General features: G+C 68.8%; 16 protein-coding genes. 7 read left to right on the top strand and 9 right to left on the bottom strand.

The window, feature by feature from the left end; all coding sequences use genetic code 11:
- Positions 1 to 35: 35 nt before the first annotated feature.
- From prmA to fis, 3 genes are all read left to right on the top strand, one after another.
- The gene (gene prmA / locus AC6CHL_RS14850; RefSeq protein ID WP_498295075.1) at positions 36 to 956 is read left to right on the top strand and encodes a 50S ribosomal protein L11 methyltransferase; all 921 of its coding nucleotides are present in this window, start codon (positions 36 to 38) and stop codon (positions 954 to 956) included.
- Between the two features lie 53 nt (positions 957 to 1,009).
- Complete coding sequence (locus AC6CHL_RS14845) at positions 1,010 to 1,882, top strand: DUF3426 domain-containing protein (RefSeq protein WP_498295254.1); 873 nt, start codon at positions 1,010 to 1,012, stop codon at positions 1,880 to 1,882.
- Positions 1,883 to 1,994: 112 nt separating this feature from the next.
- A complete protein-coding gene (gene fis, locus AC6CHL_RS14840; RefSeq protein ID WP_038685853.1) occupies positions 1,995 to 2,270 on the top strand; it encodes a DNA-binding transcriptional regulator Fis in 276 nt (91 codons plus the stop codon).
- A 40-nt stretch (positions 2,271 to 2,310) separates the two neighbouring features.
- Here fis and AC6CHL_RS14835 read toward each other — a convergent pair whose 3' ends face one another.
- The 7 genes from AC6CHL_RS14835 to AC6CHL_RS14805 all read right to left on the bottom strand — a co-directional run bounded on the left by AC6CHL_RS14835 (position 2,311) and on the right by AC6CHL_RS14805 (position 10,726).
- Entirely contained in the window at positions 2,311 to 3,297 is a 987-nt protein-coding gene (locus AC6CHL_RS14835; RefSeq protein ID WP_038685851.1) for a phosphatidate cytidylyltransferase, read from the bottom strand.
- On the bottom strand, positions 3,294 to 3,926 hold the full coding sequence (locus tag AC6CHL_RS14830; RefSeq protein ID WP_498295073.1) for a lysophospholipid acyltransferase family protein: 633 nt from the start codon (positions 3,924 to 3,926) through the stop codon (positions 3,294 to 3,296). The genes AC6CHL_RS14835 and AC6CHL_RS14830 overlap by 4 nt, the downstream gene beginning before the upstream one ends.
- 34 nt (positions 3,927 to 3,960) lie before the next feature.
- Positions 3,961 to 4,386: a hypothetical protein gene (locus AC6CHL_RS14825; RefSeq protein WP_498295072.1), complete on the bottom strand. Its 426-nt coding sequence runs from the start codon at positions 4,384 to 4,386 to the stop codon at positions 3,961 to 3,963.
- Complete coding sequence (locus AC6CHL_RS14820) at positions 4,383 to 5,717, bottom strand: phosphatase PAP2/dual specificity phosphatase family protein (RefSeq protein WP_498295070.1); 1,335 nt, start codon at positions 5,715 to 5,717, stop codon at positions 4,383 to 4,385. The genes AC6CHL_RS14825 and AC6CHL_RS14820 overlap by 4 nt, the downstream gene beginning before the upstream one ends.
- Positions 5,714 to 7,468 (bottom strand): bifunctional alpha/beta hydrolase/class I SAM-dependent methyltransferase, encoded by a 1,755-nt coding sequence (locus tag AC6CHL_RS14815; RefSeq protein ID WP_498295069.1) that lies wholly within the window; start codon positions 7,466 to 7,468, stop codon positions 5,714 to 5,716. The genes AC6CHL_RS14820 and AC6CHL_RS14815 overlap by 4 nt, the downstream gene beginning before the upstream one ends.
- 38 nt (positions 7,469 to 7,506) lie before the next feature.
- Positions 7,507 to 8,112 carry a CDP-alcohol phosphatidyltransferase family protein gene (locus AC6CHL_RS14810; RefSeq protein WP_137190563.1) on the bottom strand — a complete coding sequence of 202 codons (606 nt, stop codon included), beginning with the start codon at positions 8,110 to 8,112 and terminating at the stop codon, positions 7,507 to 7,509.
- Positions 8,113 to 8,188: 76 nt separating this feature from the next.
- Complete coding sequence (locus AC6CHL_RS14805) at positions 8,189 to 10,726, bottom strand: tetratricopeptide repeat protein (protein WP_498295067.1); 2,538 nt, start codon at positions 10,724 to 10,726, stop codon at positions 8,189 to 8,191.
- Positions 10,727 to 10,904: 178 nt separating this feature from the next.
- On the opposite strand from AC6CHL_RS14805, the gene purH reads away from it, so the two are divergent.
- The 4 genes from purH (at position 10,905) to purD (ending at position 15,654) form a co-directional block, all read left to right on the top strand.
- A complete protein-coding gene (gene purH / locus AC6CHL_RS14800) occupies positions 10,905 to 12,488 on the top strand; it encodes a bifunctional phosphoribosylaminoimidazolecarboxamide formyltransferase/IMP cyclohydrolase (protein ID WP_498295066.1) in 1,584 nt (527 codons plus the stop codon).
- Positions 12,489 to 12,505: 17 nt separating this feature from the next.
- Positions 12,506 to 13,363, top strand: coding sequence for a hypothetical protein (locus AC6CHL_RS14795; RefSeq protein WP_498295064.1), 858 nt, complete (start codon positions 12,506 to 12,508; stop codon positions 13,361 to 13,363).
- Entirely contained in the window at positions 13,363 to 14,265 is a 903-nt protein-coding gene (locus AC6CHL_RS14790) for a hypothetical protein (protein ID WP_498295062.1), read from the top strand. Before AC6CHL_RS14795 ends, AC6CHL_RS14790 begins: the two co-directional genes overlap by 1 nt.
- 105 nt (positions 14,266 to 14,370) lie before the next feature.
- On the top strand, positions 14,371 to 15,654 hold the full coding sequence (gene purD / locus AC6CHL_RS14785) for a phosphoribosylamine--glycine ligase (RefSeq protein ID WP_498295060.1): 1,284 nt from the start codon (positions 14,371 to 14,373) through the stop codon (positions 15,652 to 15,654).
- A 143-nt stretch (positions 15,655 to 15,797) separates the two neighbouring features.
- Here purD and rpoH read toward each other — a convergent pair whose 3' ends face one another.
- Both rpoH and AC6CHL_RS14775 read right to left on the bottom strand, forming a co-directional pair.
- Positions 15,798 to 16,673: an RNA polymerase sigma factor RpoH gene (gene rpoH / locus AC6CHL_RS14780; RefSeq protein WP_038685839.1), complete on the bottom strand. Its 876-nt coding sequence runs from the start codon at positions 16,671 to 16,673 to the stop codon at positions 15,798 to 15,800.
- 428 nt (positions 16,674 to 17,101) lie between these two features.
- On the bottom strand, positions 17,102 to 20,800 hold the full coding sequence (locus AC6CHL_RS14775; protein ID WP_498295058.1) for a TonB-dependent receptor: 3,699 nt from the start codon (positions 20,798 to 20,800) through the stop codon (positions 17,102 to 17,104).

Here is a 20,800-nt window from a genome sequence, read left to right as displayed (position 1 = left end):
CTAGCATTCACGGTTTTCCGCAGGTAATTCTTCCCATGCCGTTCCTGGAACTCACCCTCCGCTGCAGCGAATCCACCCAGCCCCGCTACGAAAATGCGCTGGACGATGTCGGCGCGCTGGCGGTGACCCTGCTCGACGCCGATGCCGATACCAGCAACGAGCGCGCCATCCTGGAACCGGGCGTGGGCGAAACCCCGCTGTGGAACGACCTGGTACTGACCGCACTGTTCGCAGCCGAGACCAACGCACTGGCGCTGCTGGCCGCGCTGGAGGCGTTCGACCCGGGCCTGGACTGGTCCGATGCCAGCTTCCGTGCGGTAGCCGATGAAGACTGGGAGCGCGCGTGGCTGGACCAGTTCCAGCCGATGGCGTTCGGCGAGCGCACCTGGATTGTGCCGTGGAACCACGCGCTGCCCGAGGCCGCACAGGCCGACGATGCCGCCGTGATCCGCCTCGACCCGGGCCTGGCGTTCGGCTCGGGCACCCACCCCACCACCGCGCTGTGCCTGCGCTGGTTGGACAGCCTGGCCGCCGACGGCGTGCTGGGCGGTCAGACCGTGCTCGATTTCGGCTGCGGCTCGGGCATCCTGGCGCTGGCGGCGTTGAAGCTGGGCGCGGCGCGTGCCGTGGGCGTGGACAACGACCCGCAGGCGGTGATCGCCACCGGCGACAACGCGCAGCGCAATGGCCTGGAAGATCGCCTGCAGGTCTACCTGCCGCACGACGAGCCGCCGGCCACCTACCCGGTGGTGGTGGCCAACATCCTGGCCTCGGCACTGGATGCACTGGCCGATGTGCTGGCCGCACGCGTGGCCCCCGGTGGGCGCATCGCGTTGTCGGGCATCCTGCACGGCCAGGAAGACGAGCTGCTGGTGCGCTATGCGCCGTGGTTCGAGCAGCTGGAAACCGCCCAGGACGAAGACTGGATGCGCATCACCGGCGTGCGCCGCGCCTGAGCTGGCGTGAACGTGATTGAATGGGCGCGACCCTGCCGCCCGGCCCCGAATCGATGACCGAGCCTACCCCGCCACCCCGCCGCCCGCTGGCCACCTTCCTGCGCGCCAGCCCGGACGATGCGCCGCGCGAGCGGCCGCTGCCGGACGATGCACCGCCGGCCGCACATGACGCGGCGCGCGAGACGCCTGCGCAGATCACGCCGCCGCAGGTCGCGGTGTTCGATCCGCCGCCGGCCGAACGCGATGACCGTGAGCAGCGCGCGGCGGACGTATCGCAACGGGAACCGGCGCACGCTGCGGCCAGCGTCAACGATGACACCGCGCACGTTGCCGCCTGCGACCCGATGCCGCAGCAGGATGCGGCCGACGACGACGGTAGCGTGGACGTGCCTGCACCGGTGATCGGCGCAGGCAGTGCCCCCGCACCGAGCTTCATGCGGCTGCGTGCCGCGCGCCTGCACACCCCGCGCTGGCAATGGGGCGTACTGGCCGGGCTGGTGCTGTTGCTGGTGCTGCAGATCGCCGTGGCCGACCGCGCGCGGTTGGCCGGCGATGCCGGCAGCCGGCCGTGGATTGCCGGGCTGTGCAGCGTGCTGCGCTGCACGTTGCCCGCGTGGCAGGAGCCCGCGGCGTTCAGCATGATCAGCCGCGACGTGCGTCCGGTGCCGGGCCAGCCCGGCGCACTGCAGGTGCAGGCCAGCTTCCGCAACGATGCGCGCTGGGCCCAGGCCTGGCCCGCACTGCGACTGTCGTTGTCCGATGCCGATGGCCGCGTGATCGGCACCGGGGTGTTTGCCCCGCACGATTACCTGGACCGTTCGCTTGACGCCAACAGCGTATTGGAACCTGGCCAAAGCGCACAGATTGCGTTCCGCGTACGCGAGCCCGCCGCCTCCACCGTCGCATTCACCTTCGAGTTCCAGTAGCCATGCCTGGCGCGTGGAGCGTGGCGGGCTGCCCACGCACGCGCTAGACTGGGCCCCTACAATTCTCCGACCGGGGCTGCTGTCCGCCCCGGCATCTGCACCGGGAACCTTCTTGAACGCTGTCCTTTCTCGTCCTGACAATAGTCGTGGCGCGCCGAAGCCACCGCTGCGCGAACACGTGGCCCAATCGGTCCGACGCTACCTGCGCGACCTGGATGGCTGCGATGCCGACGATGTGTACGAGATCGTGCTGCGCGAAATGGAAATCCCGTTGTTCGTGGAAGTGCTCAACCACTGCGAAGGCAACCAGAGCCGCGCCGCGGCCATGCTGGGCATCCACCGCGCCACGCTGCGCAAGAAGCTGAAGGAATACGGCATCGCCACCTGATGCCGTGCATCGACCAACGGTCGATGCTTACCCGTTTGGGTCACGCGCTCCAGAAATACCGTACCAGGTGGAAGAACACCGGCGCGGCGAAGCACACCGAATCCAGCCGGTCGAGCATGCCGCCGTGGCCCTCGATCATGTGGCCCCAGTCCTTGATGCCGCGATCGCGCTTGATCGCTGACATCACCAGACCGCCCCAGAAGCCCATCAGGTTGACCGCCAGCGACATGCCGAACGCCTGCCACGGCGTGAACGGGGTCAGCCACCACAGGGCCGCGCCCAGCGCACTGGCCGACAGCACGCCGCCGATGAAGCCCTCCACGGTCTTGGACGGCGACAGCTTCGGCGCGATCAGGCGCTTGCCGATCAGCTTGCCCCAGATGTACTGCAGCACGTCCGAGGACTGCACCACGATCACCAGGAACGCGAACAGCAGCAGGTTGCGCGCCGGGTCCACCCCGGCCAGCTTGAGGTTCAGCAGCGCCGGCACGTGCGAGATGCAGAACACGCAGATCATCAACCCCCACTGCACCTTGGACGTCCGCTCCAGGTAGTCGGTGGTGTCGCCGCCGATGGTGGCCAGGATGGGCAGGAACAGGAACGCGTAGACCGGAATCAGCAAGGTGTACATGCCGTACCAGTCGGTCCACACCAGCCAGTACTGCCACGGCAGCACCACATAGAACGCGGCCAGCAACGCGTAGTAATCGCCGGCGCGGGTGGGGGTGAGCGTGATGAACTCGCGCAGCGCGAACAACGACACCAGCGCGAACAGCAGCACCACGCCAGTTCGCCCGAAGAAGAACGCCAGCGCGACCACGGCCGCCATCACCCACCACGCGCGGATCCGCGACACCAGGTTGGCCAGCACGCTGCTGGGCGCATGCCGCGCGCGCCAGCGCAGGGTTTCGGCGATGAGCGTGGCCACCACCAGCACCGCCGCGATACCGGCAAACAGCAGGCGCGTCTGCGCGTGCGTGGACAACTGCGCCACGTCGGTGGCCAGTGTCGAGAGCCAGGCGGTCATCCGCGCTCCCTGCGCGGCTGCGGGTCCAGCGCCATCAGCGACAGCCGCGCGCGCTCCAGGAAGCGGTCCTTGTCTTCATCGGCCTTCAGCCGCAGCGGCTCGCCGAAGGTGGTGGTGCACAGCAGCGGCAGCGGCAGCCAACGGCCCTTGGGCATCACCCGCTTGAGGTTGTCGATCCACACCGGCACGAACTCCAGTTCCGGACGCTGCCGGGCCAGGTGGTAGATGCCGCTCTTGAACGGCAGCACGCCCTCGTCGGGATTGCGCGTGCCTTCGGGGAACAGGATCAGCGAGTTGCCTTCATCCACGGCCTGGCACAGGCAGGCGATCGGGTCTTCAGTGCGTTTGGTCGCATCGCGCTCGATCAGCACGCCGTTGAACACCGCGTGGATCAGGTAGCGGCGCAGGCCATCGCGCTGCCAGTAGTCAGCCGCCGCCACCGGCCGCACCTGGCGGCGCAGGGTGATCGGCAGTGCCGACCAGATCAGCACGAAATCCCCGTGGCTGGCATGGTTGCCGTAGTACACGCGGTGGTCGCTGGACGGGGCGCAACCCTGCCACAGCGCGCGCGCACCGGTGAGCGCGCGGATGGCGAAGCTGCAGCCGCGCGCGATGAGGTCAGCAAACATGGGCAGGCGTCCTTGCGGGGGGGCGGTGGTGGCATCACGGCAACGTCTTCAGGACCAGCGCGCCCAGCAGGCACACCGCCTGCAGGCCGAGCGCCAGCAACTGCCAGCGCAGCAGGCGGCGCATGCCCTGCCAGCGCGGTTGCCAACCGCGCGTGGCGGTGGACGCTTCACGCAGCCCCAGCTTCTGCAGCACGTCATCGATCACCCCGGGTGCGGCGTCGGGATGGCTTACCTGCAACGCTTCCAGCAACGCCGCATCGAAGCTGACCCGGGTGGCGTAGTACGCCTGCACCGCGCCGGCCAGCAGCGATGCCAACGCCGGCACTGCCACCCCCAGCGGCGGCATCGACAGGCACAGCAGCGCCAGCGCCGCGCCCGCCAGCAACACCGACAGGCCGGTGGCCATGCGCGCCTGGCGCAGCACGGCGGTCATCACCCGCAACTGGAACAACATACTCATGCGCTCACCTGTGTGCTTCCGTTGGCGGCTGCGGCATCGCGCACAGCCTGTTCAATCGCATCGCGGTGCCGGTCATGCAGCACGATATGCGGGCAATCCAGCTGCAGCAGGCGGATCGCCGCGTCGGCACTGTCGGCGTGCCCGCTGCGGCACAGCCAGGTGGCCACGGCCGCCGCACTGCGCGAATACCCCAGCGCGCAGCACACCAGCACCTCGCCACGACGATGCCCGTGTGCAATGGCCTCGGCAGCACGCTGCAGGTCGTGCGCGGTGGGGGTGGCCAGGTCCAGCATCGGCACGCTGCGGTAGTGCCGCACCTGGCCCGCGAAGGGCAGTTCGGCACACACGTCCACCACGGTCGACATCGGCAAGGACGCCCCCGCGGCCGGCATGCGCCCGAGCCACACGCCGTCGATCACCAGTTGCGGCTGCGGCGCGCGCCGGGTCCACCAGCGCGAGTTCAACCAGGCCGCCAGCAGGTACGGGGCCAGCAGCCAGCGCGCGGCCATGCTCAGCCGGCCGTCTTCCTGCTTCTGGAACACCGCCGTGCCCAACGCGGCGTAGCCCAGCGCCACCAGCGCCAACGACAACGCCGGCCAGCCCAGCCACAGCACCCAGCCACTGAACGTCAGCGCCAGCGACGCGCACAGCGCACTGCCCAATCCGTACAGCATCGCCAGCCGCCAACGCGTGCCGTCCTGCGCCCACTGCCAGTGGGCCAATGGCGAGCGGCCGTGCGCCGGCCACAGCCACACGCACAACCAGCCCACGGCCACGCCGGTGGGCACGTCCACGAAGTGATGCTGCCAGGTGGTCAGCACCGAAATGCCGATCAACGCAAACCACACGTGCAGGGCCGCCCGCCACCACCCGCGCAGGTGCTGCTGGAAGCGCACCCACAGCACCACCAACAGCACGATGTGCAGCGAGGGAGCCTGGTTGAACGGCTTGTCGAAGCCCAGCAGCACGTCGAACAACCACCCAAACACGCCGGCCGTTTCCGGTCGCTCCAGGCTGAAGCGCAGCGGCCAAAGCAGGAAACAGGCCACCGACAGCACCTGCGCGGTGAGCAGCCGGCGCGCATGCATGTCCAGTTCGGCGCGCTGGGTGCAGATGAAGAACGAGGCCACGTAGAACAGGTCGATGGACCAGTACGGCACGATGGTCCACGGCTGGAACGGAATGGACGCTTCCCAGTCGAACACGATGGAGGGCACGTAGGACAGGCGCCCGGCCATCGCATTGGACAGGCCATAGCTGAGGAAGAAGAACGGCCCCAGCAAGGCCAGCCACAGCAGGGCGCGGCGCCAGGGCCGCACGCCCTCGGTCACGGCAGCACCCGGCGCGCCAGCGACACGGTGAAGATGCCGAAGCGGTCGATGCGCTGGGTGACTTTCTCGAACCCGGCCAGGCGCACCAGTTCATCCATTTCCTGCTGGGTACGCCGGCGCATCACCCAGGCCACGCCTTCGCGGTGGCTGGTGAGCGCGCGCGCGATGAACTCCAGCTGCGGGTGCCACGGTTGCCCGGTGTACACCAGGTAGCCGCCTTCGCGCATGGCCGCGGCGATGCCCTGCAGCGAGCGCAGCACCGCATCGTTGTCGGCGAACAGTTCGTACAGCCCCGACACCGTGGACAGCGTGGGGGCCACCGGCAGGGCTGCCAGCGAAGCCGCATCGAATGCATCGCCCTGTTCGAAGGTGGCGATGTCATCGGCACCGAATTCGCTGATGAGCTTGCGCCCGTCGATGACGTTGCGTTCGCTGAAGTCGCGCAGGGTGATCGCGTCGGCGCGCTGTTCGCCCTGGGCCAGTGCATCCAGCACGTAGCGGCCATGCCCGGCGGCCACGTCCAGCACGCGCACCGGGCGCCCTTCGCCATGCAGGTGCAACGCGGCCAGCTGCAGCAGCTCGCGCACATGGGTGCGGCGGATGCGGATGCCACGCCAGCCGATCGCGTCCAGGTAGTTGCGGTCGATCATGCGGCCCAGCGGGCCGCTCCCGCGCGCCTGGTCGCGGTAGATGTAGTCCAGCGTGCTGCCCGAATCGAAGCCGCTTTCCAGGCCCAGCGCGATGCCCTCCGACAGCGTGCCGCCGAAGCGCAATCCGGCCCGGGTGAAGCGCCAGTACAGGTCCTTGGCACTGTTACGCTGCGGGGGCCAGGACAGGATTTCCGCCTCGTCGAAGGTGGGGCCATGCCGGTGCGCATCGCGCAGGCTGGGCCGCACCAGCGGCTGCGCGAACCGCTCGCTGACAAAGCGGCGGATGGCCGCGATGGCCGGTGCACGGTCGCGCTCGCCCAGGGTGTCGTGGAAGAAGCCCGGCAACAGGTGGCGTTCCTTGATCGGCGAGGACAGCCGCTCGTAGAAGCGGTCCTGCGGCGCGCGATGCACCACGAAGTCCGACCCGGAGACCAGCAGCTGGGTCGGCACGGTGATGGCCTGCGCATCGCCCACCACGCGATCGGCGGCCTCGTACAGGCCCAGCAGCACGCGCACCGAGATGGGCCGGGTAATCAGCGGATCGGTGCGGTAGCTTTCCACCCGCTCCGGATCGTGGGTGAGCCATTGCGGCTTGACGTAGCTGTTGACGAAGAAGTTGCCGCGCAGCTTCTGCATCAGCTTCAGGCCGGGCACCGCCAACGGTACGTACAGCTTGACCTTGAAGGCCGGCGAGGCAAGAACCAGCGCGCGCAGCGGCGGCGCGTAGTCGTGCACCCAGGTGGCGGCGACCACCGCGCCCACGCTCTGGGCGATGATTGCGATGTCCTGCACGGCGATGCCATGCTGCTGGCCGATGTGGGCGATGAAGCTGTCCAGGTCGCGCACCAGCGCCTCGAACCCCGGCGCATCGCCGCGCTCGCCCGGCGACTGGCCGTTGCCGCGCGCATCCCAGGCAAACACATCGGTGTCGGGCAGGTCCAGCTCATCGACCAGATGCGCTACCCGGCCGGAGTGCTCATGCCCGCGATGCAGCAGCACCACGGCACGGCGCGTGGCAGCCATCCCGCTGGCCGACCAATGCCGGTAGAACAGCGGCTGGCCATCAAAACTGTGGAACTGCAGATGGTGCTGTGCGCGCATGCATCACTCCGTTGTGCATCCGGCGGGATCCGGCCACGTCAGCCGATCTCCGCCAATCCCTGTCGAACGCGCCGCCAGCTGGTCAGCACGCAGAGTGCGGCCGCTGCCCACGCGATCCATCCCACGATGGCGCCGTCGATCCAGCCCGGCGCCAGCAGCACGCCGATCAGGCCGATCACGAACGCCCGGTCGCTCTTGCCCATCGGCCCGTCATAGCGCCGGCTGGCCCCCACCATCACGCCCAGGACGCCAGCGTACTCGCAAACCGCGGCCATCCACGTCAGCGCCCACAACGCGGTGGGGTTCACCCCCGGCACGCTGAGCAGGCTGAGGTAGAGCGCGGCGTCGGCGACGATGTCGCACAACTCGTTGAGATACGCGCCGAGGCGCGACTGCTGGCCGAATTCCCGGGCCAGCATGCCGTCCACGGCATTGAGTGCCATGCGCAGCAGCATCCACAGCGGCAGGGCCAGATACAGCAGCGGGTGCAGGGGCGCCCAGCGCCACACGGCAGCGGCCACCAGCAACGACACCCCCGCGGCCAACACCGTGACCGTATTGGCCGTGATGCCCGCGCGGTAAAGACCGCGTACGCCCGGGCGCAGCAGATCCTGGAAGCGCCCTTTCAATGCATAGATCGACATGCCGTGCTGTCCTCCTGACGTTCGCTAATCTACCTGTCGGCGCCGATGCAGGGAAACGCCCGCTGACGGCATCGGCTCACCCCGCTGCCAGCAGCTGCCGCCACAGCTGCAGGAAGCGGTCGGAGTACCAGTAGCCTTCGCTGCGCATCAACTGTTCCGGCAGACCTGCGGCGAGCACGTAACGCGTGGTGAAGCGCTGTTCGAACTGTCGCTTCAGCCGGTCCAGCTGCGCCGGGTCGCTCTCCAGCATCGCGCAGGCCAGCATGCCCAGCCAGCCGTCCACCTCGTCCGGTTCCCGGGTGAAGGCCTGGTCGAACAACCGCTTCGCATCCTGCGGCCGGCCCAGGTCCAGCAGCATGTAGCCATAGTTGCGCTGCGCGTCGATGTTGTCCGGCTGCGCCTGCAGCACCTGCTGCATGCGGATGGCCGCCTCGCCGGTGCGGCCCAGGTGGAACAGCACGTAGCCGGCATGTTCCTGCAACGCCGGGTCAGGCTGCGCCTGCGCCGGCTGCGCGCGTTGCAGTGCGTCCAGGCGCACCCACGCCGCCTCGAAGTCCGGCGCGGCCGCTGCCGGGTTGCCGGCCGACAATGCCATCGCGGCGCGGTTGAACCATGGCCGGTAATCGTCCGGCGCGTCATCGATGGCGGCCTGCAGCGCGCGGCGCGCGGCGTCCGCATCACCGGTGTCGGCCAGCGCGCTGGCCAGGTTGAGGTGGATGTCCATGCGCTGTCCGCGCTGGCCGGACGCGTCCAACTCCGGATCGCCCTGCAGCTTCAACGCGGTGCGGTATTCCTGCACGGCCTTGCGCGGCTGCTTGAGCTGCTGCAGGTACAGGTTGCCCAGGTTGTAGTGCGCGTCCAGGCGCGCGGGCTGCAGCCGCATCGCCGCGCGGTAGGCGTCCACCGCCTGCGGGTGCTGGCCGCTGTCGCCCAACGCATTGCCCAGGTTCACGCGCAGGCCGTAGTCGTCCGGAAAGCGTGCCACGCCGTTGGCCGCCACCACCGCCGCCTCGCGGGTATCGCCCAGCTGCAGCAGCATCGCCGCGTAGTTGATGAAGGCATCGGGCGACAGGTTGCCCGGCAGCTTCACCAGCTGGGCGTAGTAGCGCCGCGCCTTGTCGGTCTGGCCGGTACGGCTGTAATGGGTGGCCAGCCGCTGTTGGATGTCGAGGTTGCCCGGTTCCAGCTGGGCGGCGCGCAGCAGGTCCTTCTCGGCCGCGCCGTCATCGCCCAGCTCGTGCAGCACGTTGGCGCGGTTGAGCAGGCCAAGGGTCTTGAGCGGAGCGCGCTGGAGGTAGTCATTGAACGTGTCCAGCGCACGCTGGTGCTGCCCCAGCCGGGCCTGCGCCACCCCCAGGTTGAGCCAGCCGGTGTCCAGGCCGGGATCCAGCCGCACCGCCTGCGCGAACAGATCCGCAGCGGCCTGCCACTCCCCTGCCCGCGTCTGCGCCTGGCCCTGGTTGAACAGCAGCTGCGCCTGGTTTTCGGTGGGCAGGCGGGCGGCCTGTGCGGCTACCGCCGCGGCATCGCTCTTGCCGGCCTTGCCCAGCAGCGACAGACGGTTGGTCAGCGCCTTCGCATTGCCCGGCGCCTTCGCCAACGCACGGTCGTAGGCGGCCAGCGCCTCACGCGTGTGGCCCAGCCGCTCCTCGACCACGCCGATGTTGAGCCAGGTATCGGCGTCGTCCTTGCCCAGCGCCAGGGCGGCCTTGAAGTCCTGCAGCGCCCCGGTCGGGTCGCCCATGTCCAGCCGGGTCACGCCGCGGTTGTACGGATACAGCGGCTCGGTGGGGTCCAGCTGCATCGCCCGGGCATCGTCGGCCAGCGACTGGCTGGAGCGGCCCAGCGCGTGCTGGGCCAACGCGCGGTTGCCGTAGTAGCCAGCCACCTGGGGCGACTGCGCGATGGCCTGGTCCAGCAGGTCCAGCGCGCGGCGCGGCTGGCCCAGGTGCTGGTAGGCCTGGGCGGCATGGAAGGGGATGTCCGGGTGCAGCCCGGTGCCTTCAGGGTCGCGGCGGTAGGCGTCTTCGTAGGCGGCGTGCACCTCCAGCATCCGCGCGTTGGCATGCTGCTGGTTGAGCACGTACAGGTAATTGCGGAAGAAGCCGCTGGTATGCCAGCCCGCCTGCAAGGCCGCAGCGTAGTCGGCCAACGCGCCCTGCGCATCGCCCGCCTTGGCCCGCGCACTGCCGCGCAGCTGCAGGCTTTCGGCATCGCCCGGATCACGCTGCAGCGCCTGCTCAGCTGCCGCCAGCACCCCGGCGTCGTCGGCGGTCGCGGCGGCGATGTAGGCCTTCAGGCGGTACAGGCCGGCCTGGTCCGGCGCCAACGCGATGGCCTGCGCGATCAGCCGGCTGGCCTGGGGCCAGTCCTGGTCTTCGTAGGCCCGGTAGGCACGCTGCTCAAGGTCGTCACTGCTGGACCCGTCGGCATCGGCCGGCGCGCCGGCCCCGTGGGCGGCATCCACCGCCACCGGCAGCGCCGCAATCTCCACAACCTGCACCGGTGCGTCGGCCGCCCCGCGCGCGGTGTCCTGCGCCTGCACGGCGGTGCCGGTCCCGGCGAATACCACCAGGCTGGCCAGCAGCGGCCCCTTCCATGTTGCTGTCGACACGTTCTGGACCTGCAAATCCCTGGCAGAGCGCGCAGCCTACCCCAGCGCCGCCGGCCTGCGGGGGCCGGGCGGTGTGCCGGATGCGGCTGCCGGGGGCAATATCGGCCGGGCGGCGCCCGCCACCGGCCCCCACCGCCTACAATATTGGCCCCGCTCCGCTGCCGATTGCCCTGTCCCCATGACTGCTGATCTGTTGCCCGTTCGTCGGGCCCTCCTGTCCGTCTCCGACAAAACCGGTCTGATCGACCTGGCCCGCGCCCTGGCGGCGCGCAACGTGGAGCTGCTGTCCACCGGCGGCACCGCCAAGGCGATCCGCGAGGCGGGCCTGGCCGTCAAGGACGTAGCCGACGTCACCGGCTTCCCGGAAATGATGGACGGCCGGGTCAAAACCCTGCATCCGATGGTGCACGGCGGCCTGCTCGGCCGTGCCGGGCTGGATGACGCGGTGATGGCCGAACACGGCATCGGCGCGATCGACCTGCTGGTGCTGAATCTGTACCCGTTCGAGTCGGTCACCGCCAAGGCCGACTGCACGCTGGACGATGCAGTGGAGAACATCGACATCGGCGGCCCGGCGATGCTGCGCTCGGCCGCGAAGAACTTCGCGCGCGTGGCCGTGGCCACCGACCCGTCGCAGTACGCCGAGCTGCTGGCCGAACTGGACGCCAACGACGGCAAGCTGTCGGCCGCCAAGCGCTTTGCCTTCTCGGTGGCCGCGTTCAACCGCGTGGCCCAGTACGACGCGGCGATCAGCAACTACCTGTCGGCCGTTGCCGCCAGCGATGCGGCGGTACCGGTGCGCAGCGAATTCCCGGCGCAGATGAATTCCAGCTTCGTGAAGGTGATGGACCTTCGCTACGGCGAGAACCCGCACCAGAGCGGCGCGTTCTACCGCGACCTGTACCCGGTGCCGGGCACGCTGGCCACCTTCCAGCAGCTGCAGGGCAAGGAACTGAGCTACAACAACCTGGCCGATGCCGATGCGGCGTGGGAATGCGTGCGTCAGTTCGACGTGCCGGCCTGCGTGATCGTCAAGCATGCCAACCCGTGCGGCGTGGCCGTGGGTGCCGGCAACGGCGATGCCTACGAGTTGGCCTACGCGACCGACCCGACCAGCGCCTTCGGCGGCATCATCGCCTTCAACCAGCCGCTGGATGCCGCCACCGCCAAGGTGATCCTGGACCGCCAGTTCGTTGAAGTGCTGATCGCCCCGGACTACGAACCGGCCGCGCTGGAATACGCGCAGAAGAAGGCCAACGTGCGTGTGCTGCGCATTCCGCACGGGCAGGGCCGCAACAACTACGACACCAAGCGCGTGGGCTCGGGCCTGCTGATCCAGAGCGCGGACAACCGTGGCATGGCGCGCGACGAACTGACCGTGGTGAGCACGCTGGCCCCCACCGACAAGCAGTTTGCCGACCTGCTGTTCGCCTGGAAGGTAGCCAAGTTCGTGAAGTCCAACGCCATCGTGTATGCCAAGGACAACCGCACCATCGGCGTGGGCGCCGGGCAGATGAGCCGGGTGTACTCGGCGCGTATCGCCGGCATCAAGGCGGCCGACGCGAACCTGGTGGTGGAAGGCTCGGTGATGGCCTCCGATGCGTTCTTCCCGTTCCGCGATGGCATCGATGCCGCCGCTGCGGCCGGCATCAAGGCGGTGATCCAGCCGGGCGGCTCGATGCGCGACAACGAAGTGATCGCCGCCGCCAACGAACACGGCCTGGCCATGGTGTTCACCGGCGTCCGTCACTTCCGCCACTGACCCCTGGAGCGACACGGATGTCCCCGCAGCCCATGAAGACCCTCGCCGCCCTGGCCATTGCCAGTGCGGCCGCGCTGGCCGGTTGCACCCCGGCCGGTGAACCGGCGGCCCCGGCCGCCCCCGTTGCGGCGCAGACGCCCGCCGCACCGGTGGCCCACGTCAGCCGCACCGCGCGGCTGCAGGCCTTTCTGACCGAACGCTACGGCAAGACCGCGAAACTGGGCGGCACCTGGCGTGGCAGCTGGAGCCAGGATGGCGACACCCGCCCCACCGACTGGCGCGTCTGCGCCGAACAACCGGTAGTGACCGGCGACAGCTGGCAGCAGCTGCTGGCTGTATGCGGCTGGCCGCTGGACGGCGCGCACCCGGACCCGGGCGCGATCGACTTCTTCGTACTGCGCCCCGAGGCCGACCGTTTCGCCGTGGCCGCCGAATTGACCGGCCAGAACTTCGGCAGCCAGGGCCAGCCCGGTACGGTGCAGATCATCCGCGCCGGCAGCGACTTCTACGGGTTCCGCATCGAGCACGGCTGGTTTGGCCAGGGCTATTCGCTGATCACCCAGACGCTGGTGCTGCCCGGCCCGAACGGGCTGGTGGAGGCCGGTGGCGTGCGCAGCCACATCGACAACAGCAGTGCCTACGACTGCGACGATGCCGACGCCGAGCCGGACTGCCAGGCCCGTCTGTTCAACCTCGATTTCGCCCTGACCTTCGACACCCGCGACCCGGCCGCGCGGCAGTGGCCGCTGGTGATCGAGGAAACCGGGATGAGCTGTGGCCGCACCCCGGTGCGCCGCGAGCATCGCTTCACCCTGGACGCGAAGACCTGGACCTACGCTTTCCCCGATGTATTGAACCGCGAAGGGTGCGAGTGATGGTGCGCGCGGGCCGTGCAGTGCACCGCCTGCGCCCGTTCGCGCTGGCCGCCGCACTGCTCGTCCTGCTCGCCGGGTGCGGCGATGCCACGCCCGCTTCCGAGCCAGGCAAACCGCGCCGTGTGCTCGATAGCACCGCGCAGGTGGAAGACACCCTGCAGGTGAGTGGCACCGCCGATCAGCGCCTGCTGGGCTTCCTGCATGCGCGCTATGGCGACAACGCCCGGCTGGACGCGCCGTGGCAGGACCAGTGGGACGACACCGAGGTGGAGGCGCAGCGCCCGGTCACGCGCAGCGTGTGTGCCCGTGACACGCGCGATACTGATGGGCATGTGCAGACGCTGCTGGCGGTCTGCCAGACGCTGGACGACGCCGCCAGCGTGGAACCGGGCCGGCTGGATCTGTACGTGCTGCGCGATGGTCCAGCCGTTGGCACCAGCGAAGCGCCGCTGCTGGTCATCGCCCAGCGCCTGCAGGGCCAGTACGGTCGCAGGGGCGCGCCGGGCACGGTCCAGGTGGAGCCGCTTGGTCCGCAGCGCCATGCGTTCCGGATCACCCATGGCGAGATCCAGCGGGGCGTCACCCTCGCCTCGCGCACCTATGTGGCCGTGCACGCCAACCGCCTGCGCGAGGTAGCGGTGCTGCGCGAACACATCGACAACAGCGCCGCCCGGCCCTGCGGCGACGCGGGCAAGGGCTGCGATGACACCCCGTTCAATGTGGACTTCAGCATTGCCGTGGGCACCGCCGACGCGGTGGACGGGTACTGGCCGCTGACCGTCCGCAGCCGTGGGCAGGACTGCACCGGGCCGGCGCACAGCTACGACCTGGTGGCGTTCGATCCGGTCGCGCGCCGCTACGCGGTGCCGCCGGAACTGCAGCGCGCGGACTGCGCCGAGTAACCTGGCGCCGCTGCACCAGGTGGCCCCGTCGGGCGGCCACGCCCATGCAGGGCAGGCCGACACCGCGTAAAATCGCGGGTCTGCCCCCCACACGCGAGAACTGCATTGAAGATCCTGGTCATCGGCGCCGGCGGCCGTGAACACGCCCTGGCCTGGAAGCTGGCCCAGTCCGCGACGGTGGAGGAAGTGATCGTGGCCCCCGGCAACGCCGGTACCGCGACCGAGGCCAAGTGCCGCAACGTGCCGGTCAAGGTCACCGACCTGGACGGGCTGCTGGCCCTGGTGGCTGCCGAAGGCATCGGCCTGACCGTGGTCGGCCCGGAAGTGCCGCTGGTGGCCGGCGTGGTGGACCGTTTCCGCGCCGCCGGGCACCGCATCTTCGGGCCGACCGCCGCCGCCGCGCAGCTGGAAGGCAGCAAGGCGTACGCCAAGGACTTCCTGGCCCGCCACAACATCCCGACCGCGTTCTATGCCGTGCACACCGAGATCGAGCCGGCGCTGGCCTACATCCGTGAGAAGGGCGCACCGATCGTGGTCAAGGCCGACGGCCTGGCCGCGGGCAAGGGCGTGATCGTGGCGATGACCCTGGCCGAGGCCGAAGACGCGGTGCGCGACATGCTGTCGGGCAATGCGTTCGGCGACGCCGGCGCGCGCGTGGTGATCGAGGAGTTCCTCGACGGCGAAGAAGCCAGTTTCATTTCCATGGTGGACGGCACCACCGCGCTGCCGATGGCGACCTCGCAGGACCACAAGCGCGTGGGCGACGGCGACACCGGCCCGAACACCGGCGGCATGGGCGCGTACTCGCCGGCCCCGGTGGTCACCGACGCGGTGCATGCCCGGGTGATGCGCGAGGTGGTCAACCCGACCGTGCAGGGCATGATCGCCGACGGCATTCCGTTCACCGGTTTCCTCTATGCCGGGCTGATGATCGATGCCAACGGCGCGCCGAAGGTGATCGAGTTCAACGTGCGCTTCGGCGACCCGGAAACGCAGCCGGTGATGCTGCGCCTGCAGTCGGACCTGGTGGAGTTGGTACAGGCGGCCATCGACGCACGCCTCCACGAGGTAGAGGCGCAGTGGGATCCGCGCCCGTCGCTGGGCGTGGTGATGGCGGCGGCGCCCTACCCGGAAACGCCGATCAGCGGCGATGTGATCCACGGCCTGGACACGGTGCCGGCCACGGCCAAGGTGTTCCATGCAGGCACGGCGCTGGACGCGCAGGGCCAGGTGGTAAGCGCGGGCGGCCGGGTGCTGTGCGTGGCGGCGCTGGGCGACAGCGTGGGCGAGGCGCAGGCCAACGCGTATGCCGGCGTGGCGAAGGTGACCTGGGACAACGAGTTCCACCGCACCGACATCGGCTGGCGGGCAATCGCGCGGGAGAAGTGAGGCCGCACGGATCCGCGCATGGCGTGGAGCGTATGACGTCAGCGGCCCGGCATTGCCGGGCCGTTGCGTTACAGGACCGACGCTTCCGGAAAAGAAAAGGCCCGGCAGTGCCGGGCCTTTTATCACCTCAACGCCGCCCCGCATTACGCGGTAAACAGCGCCTTCATCTTCTTCAGCGCGTTCGCTTCGACCTGGCGGATGCGCTCGGCCGACACGCCGTACTCGTCGGCCAGCTCCTGCAGGGTGACCTTGCTGTCCGCGTCCAACCAGCGACGGCGGATGATGTCGCGCGAACGCGCATCCAGTTCGGCCATGCCTTCGCGCAGCAGCTGCAGCTTGTTGTCTTCGCTGTCGGCACGCTCGTAGGCCATCGACGGATCTTCCGCGTCGGCCACCAGGTACGCAGCCGGCGACGGCGGGGCGTTTTCGTTGTCTTCGTCGCTGGGCGCATCGAAACCGATATCGCGGCCGGACAGGCGCGATTCCATTTCAAGCACTTCGCGCTCGGAAACGTTCAGGTCCTTGGCCACGGCGCGCACTTCGGCCGCGTTCATCCAGCCCAGGCGGGTCTTGGACTTGCGCAGGTTGAAGAACAGCTTGCGCTGCGCCTTGGTGGTGGCGACCTTCACGATGCGCCAGTTCTTCAGGATGAACTCGTGCATTTCCGCACGGATCCAATGCACCGCGAACGACACCAGGCGTACGCCCATGTCCGGGTCGAAGCGCTTCACCGCCTTCATCAGGCCGATGTTGCCTTCCTGGATCAGATCGCCCAGGGCGAGGCCGTAGCCGTTGTAGCCACGGGCCACGTGCACCACGAAGCGCAGGTGGGAGTGGACCAGCTCGCGCGCGGCGTCCAGGTCCAGCTCGTCGCGGAAGCGGCGGGCCAAATCCTGCTCGTCATCGACCGACAGCACCGGGATCTGGTGCACGGCACCGATGTAGGCGTCCAGCGAACCGAGCGCACTGGGAATCGGGAGATTGTTTGCCACAAGGGCAGTAGACGTGTTCTGGCTCATAGGGCTCATCTTAGCAGTCTGAAACTTGGACTGCTAAAGGGGAAAGAAGTTCCAGCGTTCTGTTCATGCAACGATGGCACTGATTACCCGGATAACGTACCGCGAAATGATGACAGTGGCGAGAGGGTCAGAAAATAGGTCAAACATCATTAAAATCAATAGCTTGTTTAGATAAATGCGCCCACGGAGCGTCGATTTGCGCTGAACGACCGGGTTCCCCCACCCCATTCAGCCGAAAAGTGTTGGCAGGCATTCAGCCCGGCGAGCCGGGCGGTGCGGAACCGGCCAGCGGCATGGCATGGGATCGGGTTGGTCGGTGGCCCAGCCGGGCAGAGCCCGGCTCTACGAGCGACGGCCGGAGCCGACCGCCGAAGCCGCCATCTCCGGTAGTGCCACGCCATGCGTGGCAGGCCAGACAATGACGAAGCCTAGTAATACCCCGCCATATTCAAGAAGAACCCCTTCTGGTCATACTTCAGCTCGGTCATGTCGTCGCTGAACTCGGTGAAGTTGTAGCCCACCCCGACCTTGAAGTTCTCGCCCACCCGGCGGTCCACGCCCAGCAGCCAGCCCTTGCGGACGCCGCCGTCGCGTACCTTCAGCCAGCGGTGCTCGGCCAGCCCTTCCCACTTCTCGAACAGGCGGTAGCGCAGCTGCAGCGCGGCGAAGTCGGCGCGGCTGTCCAGCCAGGCGCCTTCGCCGCGACCGGTGCGGTAGTCGCCCCACCGTGAGGCGAGTTTGGCCGCCACTTCCCAGCGCGCGCCCAACTGGCGGATGCCCTCCACCGACAGCACCTGCGAGCGCTGGTCGTAGAGGTTGCCGCCTTCCTGGCCCAGCGAAGCCACGTCGTAGAGATAGGTGAACTTGCCGAAGCCGGCCCACCCGGTAGCGTCGTGCGGGCGCCAGGCAAAGCCCATGTTGGTTTCCACCAACTTGGCATCGGCCACCGGGTTGATCCGGTCGTCGGTGTCGGCGTAGTTGGCGCGCAACGCAAAGCGCCAGTCTTCGTTGAGCTTGTACAGCAGGCGGTTGGTGGTCACCCATTGCTCGCGCTGCTCGGCACCGCTGTCGCGGCGGTACTCCAGCTTGCTGTTCCACTGCGCCACTGCGTCGGTGCGGCCGCCGCTGACGCTGTACGCGCGGCGGTCGATGCGGCCCACGGTGGAATCCAGTTCGCCATCCATCACGGTGAAGCCCAGGTTCCAGCCCTGCGCGGGATAGAAGTCCATGCCGAAGGTGTGCACCAGCCCGGCGCTGTCCTGGCGACGGTCCTTGAGGTACTGGCTTTCGTTGTACACGTTCACCTGGTTGCTCAGGCGCCAGCGCTGGCCCAGCGTCCAGCCGCTCTGCAGGCCGGTGTCGAACAGCGGGTCGGTGCCGGTGCGGTCGGTGCTGTAGCTGTAACTGCCGTACAGGCTGTGGTCCGGCGCCATGCGGTACTCGGCATCCACCTTGGCCCCGTTGCCGCGGCTGCCGCCGCTGACTTCGGCGCCCACGCTGCTGCGGTCGCCGAACAGGTAGCGCGCGCCCAGGGTGAGCAGGTCGTTCTTCTCGTAGGCGCCGCCGTCATCGTCCAGGGTCACCTGGCCGGTGCCGTACAGCTCCCACGACGACCCGAAGCGCTGCCGGTAACCGATTGCCGCCAGCATCGCCGACACGTCCTGCAGTGCCTGTTCCTCGCGTACGCGGCGCAGTTCGCCGGTGAGCTGGCCGTCGTTGCCCAGCCGCCACTCGGCGGTGAGCTGGCTCTGCTCCAGGGCCAGCTCGCCCTGCTCGGTGCGGGTGTGGCGGCCGTACAGGCTGACGTCGTCGGTGAGGTAGCCCAGGAACTCCGCGCCGTATTCCTGGATCGGCTGGCCGGTGTCCTGGCGGGCCACCGAGAAACCGGCATCCACGTCGCGCCACCACGCGCCCACGCTCCAGTCCCGCGCGGTCCAGCCCAGCTCGCGCAGGTTGGCGCGCGCTTCCACCGCGCTGGCCGTGCCCGAGCGCCGCCCTTCGTACGGGTTGCGGCGGATGAAGCTCAGGCCGCCGTTGTCCGAATAGAACACGGGTGCGGCAGTCGCATCGGTGCGGGTCTGTTCCACCTTCAGGTAGGTACCGCGCCCGGCCTGCAGGGTCAGGTCGGCGCCCTTGAGGCTGTAGTTTTCGCCGCTGCGGTTTTCGTCGATCCAGGTGCCCCCGATCGCCACGTGGTCGCCGATCCACTGGCGGCCGCGCGCACCGTAGGTGACGTCGTCGCTGCTGAAGCCCAGCGGCACGTATTCGTAGTCCACCAGCAGCAACTGGTCGTAGCCGTCCAGCGGCATGTCACGGGTGATGCTGCGGACGTTCTCGCGGGTGAGCTGGGCCAGCGGGCGGGTCAGGATCAGGCGACCCTGCAGGTCGTCGATCTCGTAGTCCACGCCCTCCTGCAGGGTGGCGCGGGTTTCAGTGCGCCCGGTGGTGCGGTCGCGCACTTCCAGCACCACCTGCTCCGAGCCGGGCAGCACATCGGTGTGGCGCAGGTAGTACAGGCTGCCGCCGGTGCCGAGGAATTCGCTGTGCCCCGGTGCCGACTGCGCTTCGGACCCGAACACCTTCAGCTGCGACCGCGCCTCGCCCAGCGGCGTGGCCTCCAGCGAGCGCCAGTTCAACGCGCCGCCGTACAGCGAGCGCACGTACTGGCCGTACTCGGTACCGGTGATGCCGGTGGCGTAGTTGCCCCACAGTGCCTGGCTCTGGTCCCAGTCCACGCGCAGGTACAAGCGGCCCTGGGTATCCACGTCGCGGTAGGTGGTGGAATCGTCGCCGTACACCGGGTAGTACAGGTCCGGGTCGAGGCGGCGGAACACGTCCTGTGCATCGGCCTGGGTGAAGTCGCGGAACAGGTACTTGAGCTCGCGGTCCTGGGTGTCGGCCTGCGCGGTCACCAGGTACTTGCCGCGCATCTTGCCCTTCAGATAGAACGCCAACCGGCCGTCGCTGAGGAAGCCGTCGGTGTCGCGGTCGTCGGCGGCCAGCGGCTGCACGTTGCCACTGGCGCTGTTCTTGGACAGCGTCACGTCGGCGATGGCCACCAGGAACAGGTAGCGACCGGTCACGTCCACGTCCAGCTGGCGTTGCGCCGAGGGGGCATCGCGCGCTTCCACGCTGACGTCGTAGCGGTGCTGGCCCACCGGCTCGAGGAACTCGGCGGCGAACTTCTGCTCCAGGTCCACCGGGAAATCCTGGCCGTTGATGCGCACCCGGCTGTTGGGTTCCAGGTTGCGCCCATACAGGCGCACGCGTGAGCCGTGGATGGGAATGTTCTGCAGGCGCAGCGTGCTTTGCCCGTAGATGCTGTTGCTGACCTGCAGGTCCTGCGCGCTGTCGCCGTCGAGCGCCTGGCCCAGGGTTTTCTGCACGTTCTCGCGGGTGACCTGCAGGCCGCGGTCGAAGTCGGCCGGGGTCACCAGCTGGATGCGCTGGATGCGCGTTTCATCGAACGCGCCACCGGCACCGTAGGCACGGGCCACGTAGATCAGGTCATCGCCGGTGCGCAGCTTGATCTGTTCGGGCAGCGTGCCATCCCATTCGGCGTCGCCCACGTAGTCGGCCGGCAACTGGATCCGCGCCAGCGGGATGACCAGGTCGGTGTCGGTGCCGCGGTACAGCGTCACCTCCAGTTTCTGGATGAACGACGCGTAGTTGTTGTAGCTGTGGAAGCGCAGCGGGCGGATCACCCGGCCGTTCTCGAACGGCACCGTGGCCGCCGCCTGCACGCTCAGGCTGGGCGGCACCATGGTGGGATCTTCGGTGGCCCAGACCACGCCGCCATTGGGCAGTTCGGCCATGAACTGGCCGCCGGGTCCGGCGACATCCGGCGTGGCGGCCGGTGCCAGCGGTACCGCGTTGGCCGCCCGCGGATCAACGCGGCCCGGCAACGGCAGCACCGCGCCATCGTCATCGCCGATGCGCAGCAACAGGCCGTCGTCGCTGCGGCAGCTGTCGTCCTGGCAGCGGATCGCATCCGCTGCGGTGGGCGGCAGCGCCGTCTGGGCGATGGCCGGCGCGGCGGCCAGCAACAGCGCGGTGCCCAGCGCGAGCGGTGCACGGCGAAGAAGAAGCGCGGTCCAGGTCGAGGGTCTGCTCAGGGTGATATCCAT

This window comes from Stenotrophomonas sp. GQ19, from assembly GCF_059758695.1.
The sequence above is the reverse complement of the archived record's forward strand: the minus strand, read 5'-3'. Positions and strand labels throughout refer to the sequence as shown.

Bases quoted from the DNA above. Each gene is read 5' to 3' on its own strand.
- prmA (WP_498295075.1), top strand. From the start codon at position 36: ATGCCGTTCCTGGAACTCACCCTCCGCTGCAGCGAATCCACCCAGCCC.
- AC6CHL_RS14845 (WP_498295254.1), top strand. From the start codon at position 1,010: ATGACCGAGCCTACCCCGCCACCCCGCCGCCCGCTGGCCACCTTCCTG.
- AC6CHL_RS14835 (WP_038685851.1), bottom strand. From the start codon at position 3,297: ATGACCGCCTGGCTCTCGACACTGGCCACCGACGTGGCGCAGTTGTCC.
- AC6CHL_RS14830 (WP_498295073.1), bottom strand. From the start codon at position 3,926: ATGTTTGCTGACCTCATCGCGCGCGGCTGCAGCTTCGCCATCCGCGCG.
- AC6CHL_RS14825 (WP_498295072.1), bottom strand. From the start codon at position 4,386: ATGAGTATGTTGTTCCAGTTGCGGGTGATGACCGCCGTGCTGCGCCAG.
- AC6CHL_RS14815 (WP_498295069.1), bottom strand. From the start codon at position 7,468: ATGCGCGCACAGCACCATCTGCAGTTCCACAGTTTTGATGGCCAGCCG.
- AC6CHL_RS14810 (WP_137190563.1), bottom strand. From the start codon at position 8,112: ATGTCGATCTATGCATTGAAAGGGCGCTTCCAGGATCTGCTGCGCCCG.
- purH (WP_498295066.1), top strand. From the start codon at position 10,905: ATGACTGCTGATCTGTTGCCCGTTCGTCGGGCCCTCCTGTCCGTCTCC.
- AC6CHL_RS14795 (WP_498295064.1), top strand. From the start codon at position 12,506: ATGTCCCCGCAGCCCATGAAGACCCTCGCCGCCCTGGCCATTGCCAGT.
- AC6CHL_RS14790 (WP_498295062.1), top strand. From the start codon at position 13,363: ATGGTGCGCGCGGGCCGTGCAGTGCACCGCCTGCGCCCGTTCGCGCTG.
- rpoH (WP_038685839.1), bottom strand. From the start codon at position 16,673: ATGAGCCAGAACACGTCTACTGCCCTTGTGGCAAACAATCTCCCGATT.
- AC6CHL_RS14775 (WP_498295058.1), bottom strand. From the start codon at position 20,800: ATGGATATCACCCTGAGCAGACCCTCGACCTGGACCGCGCTTCTTCTT.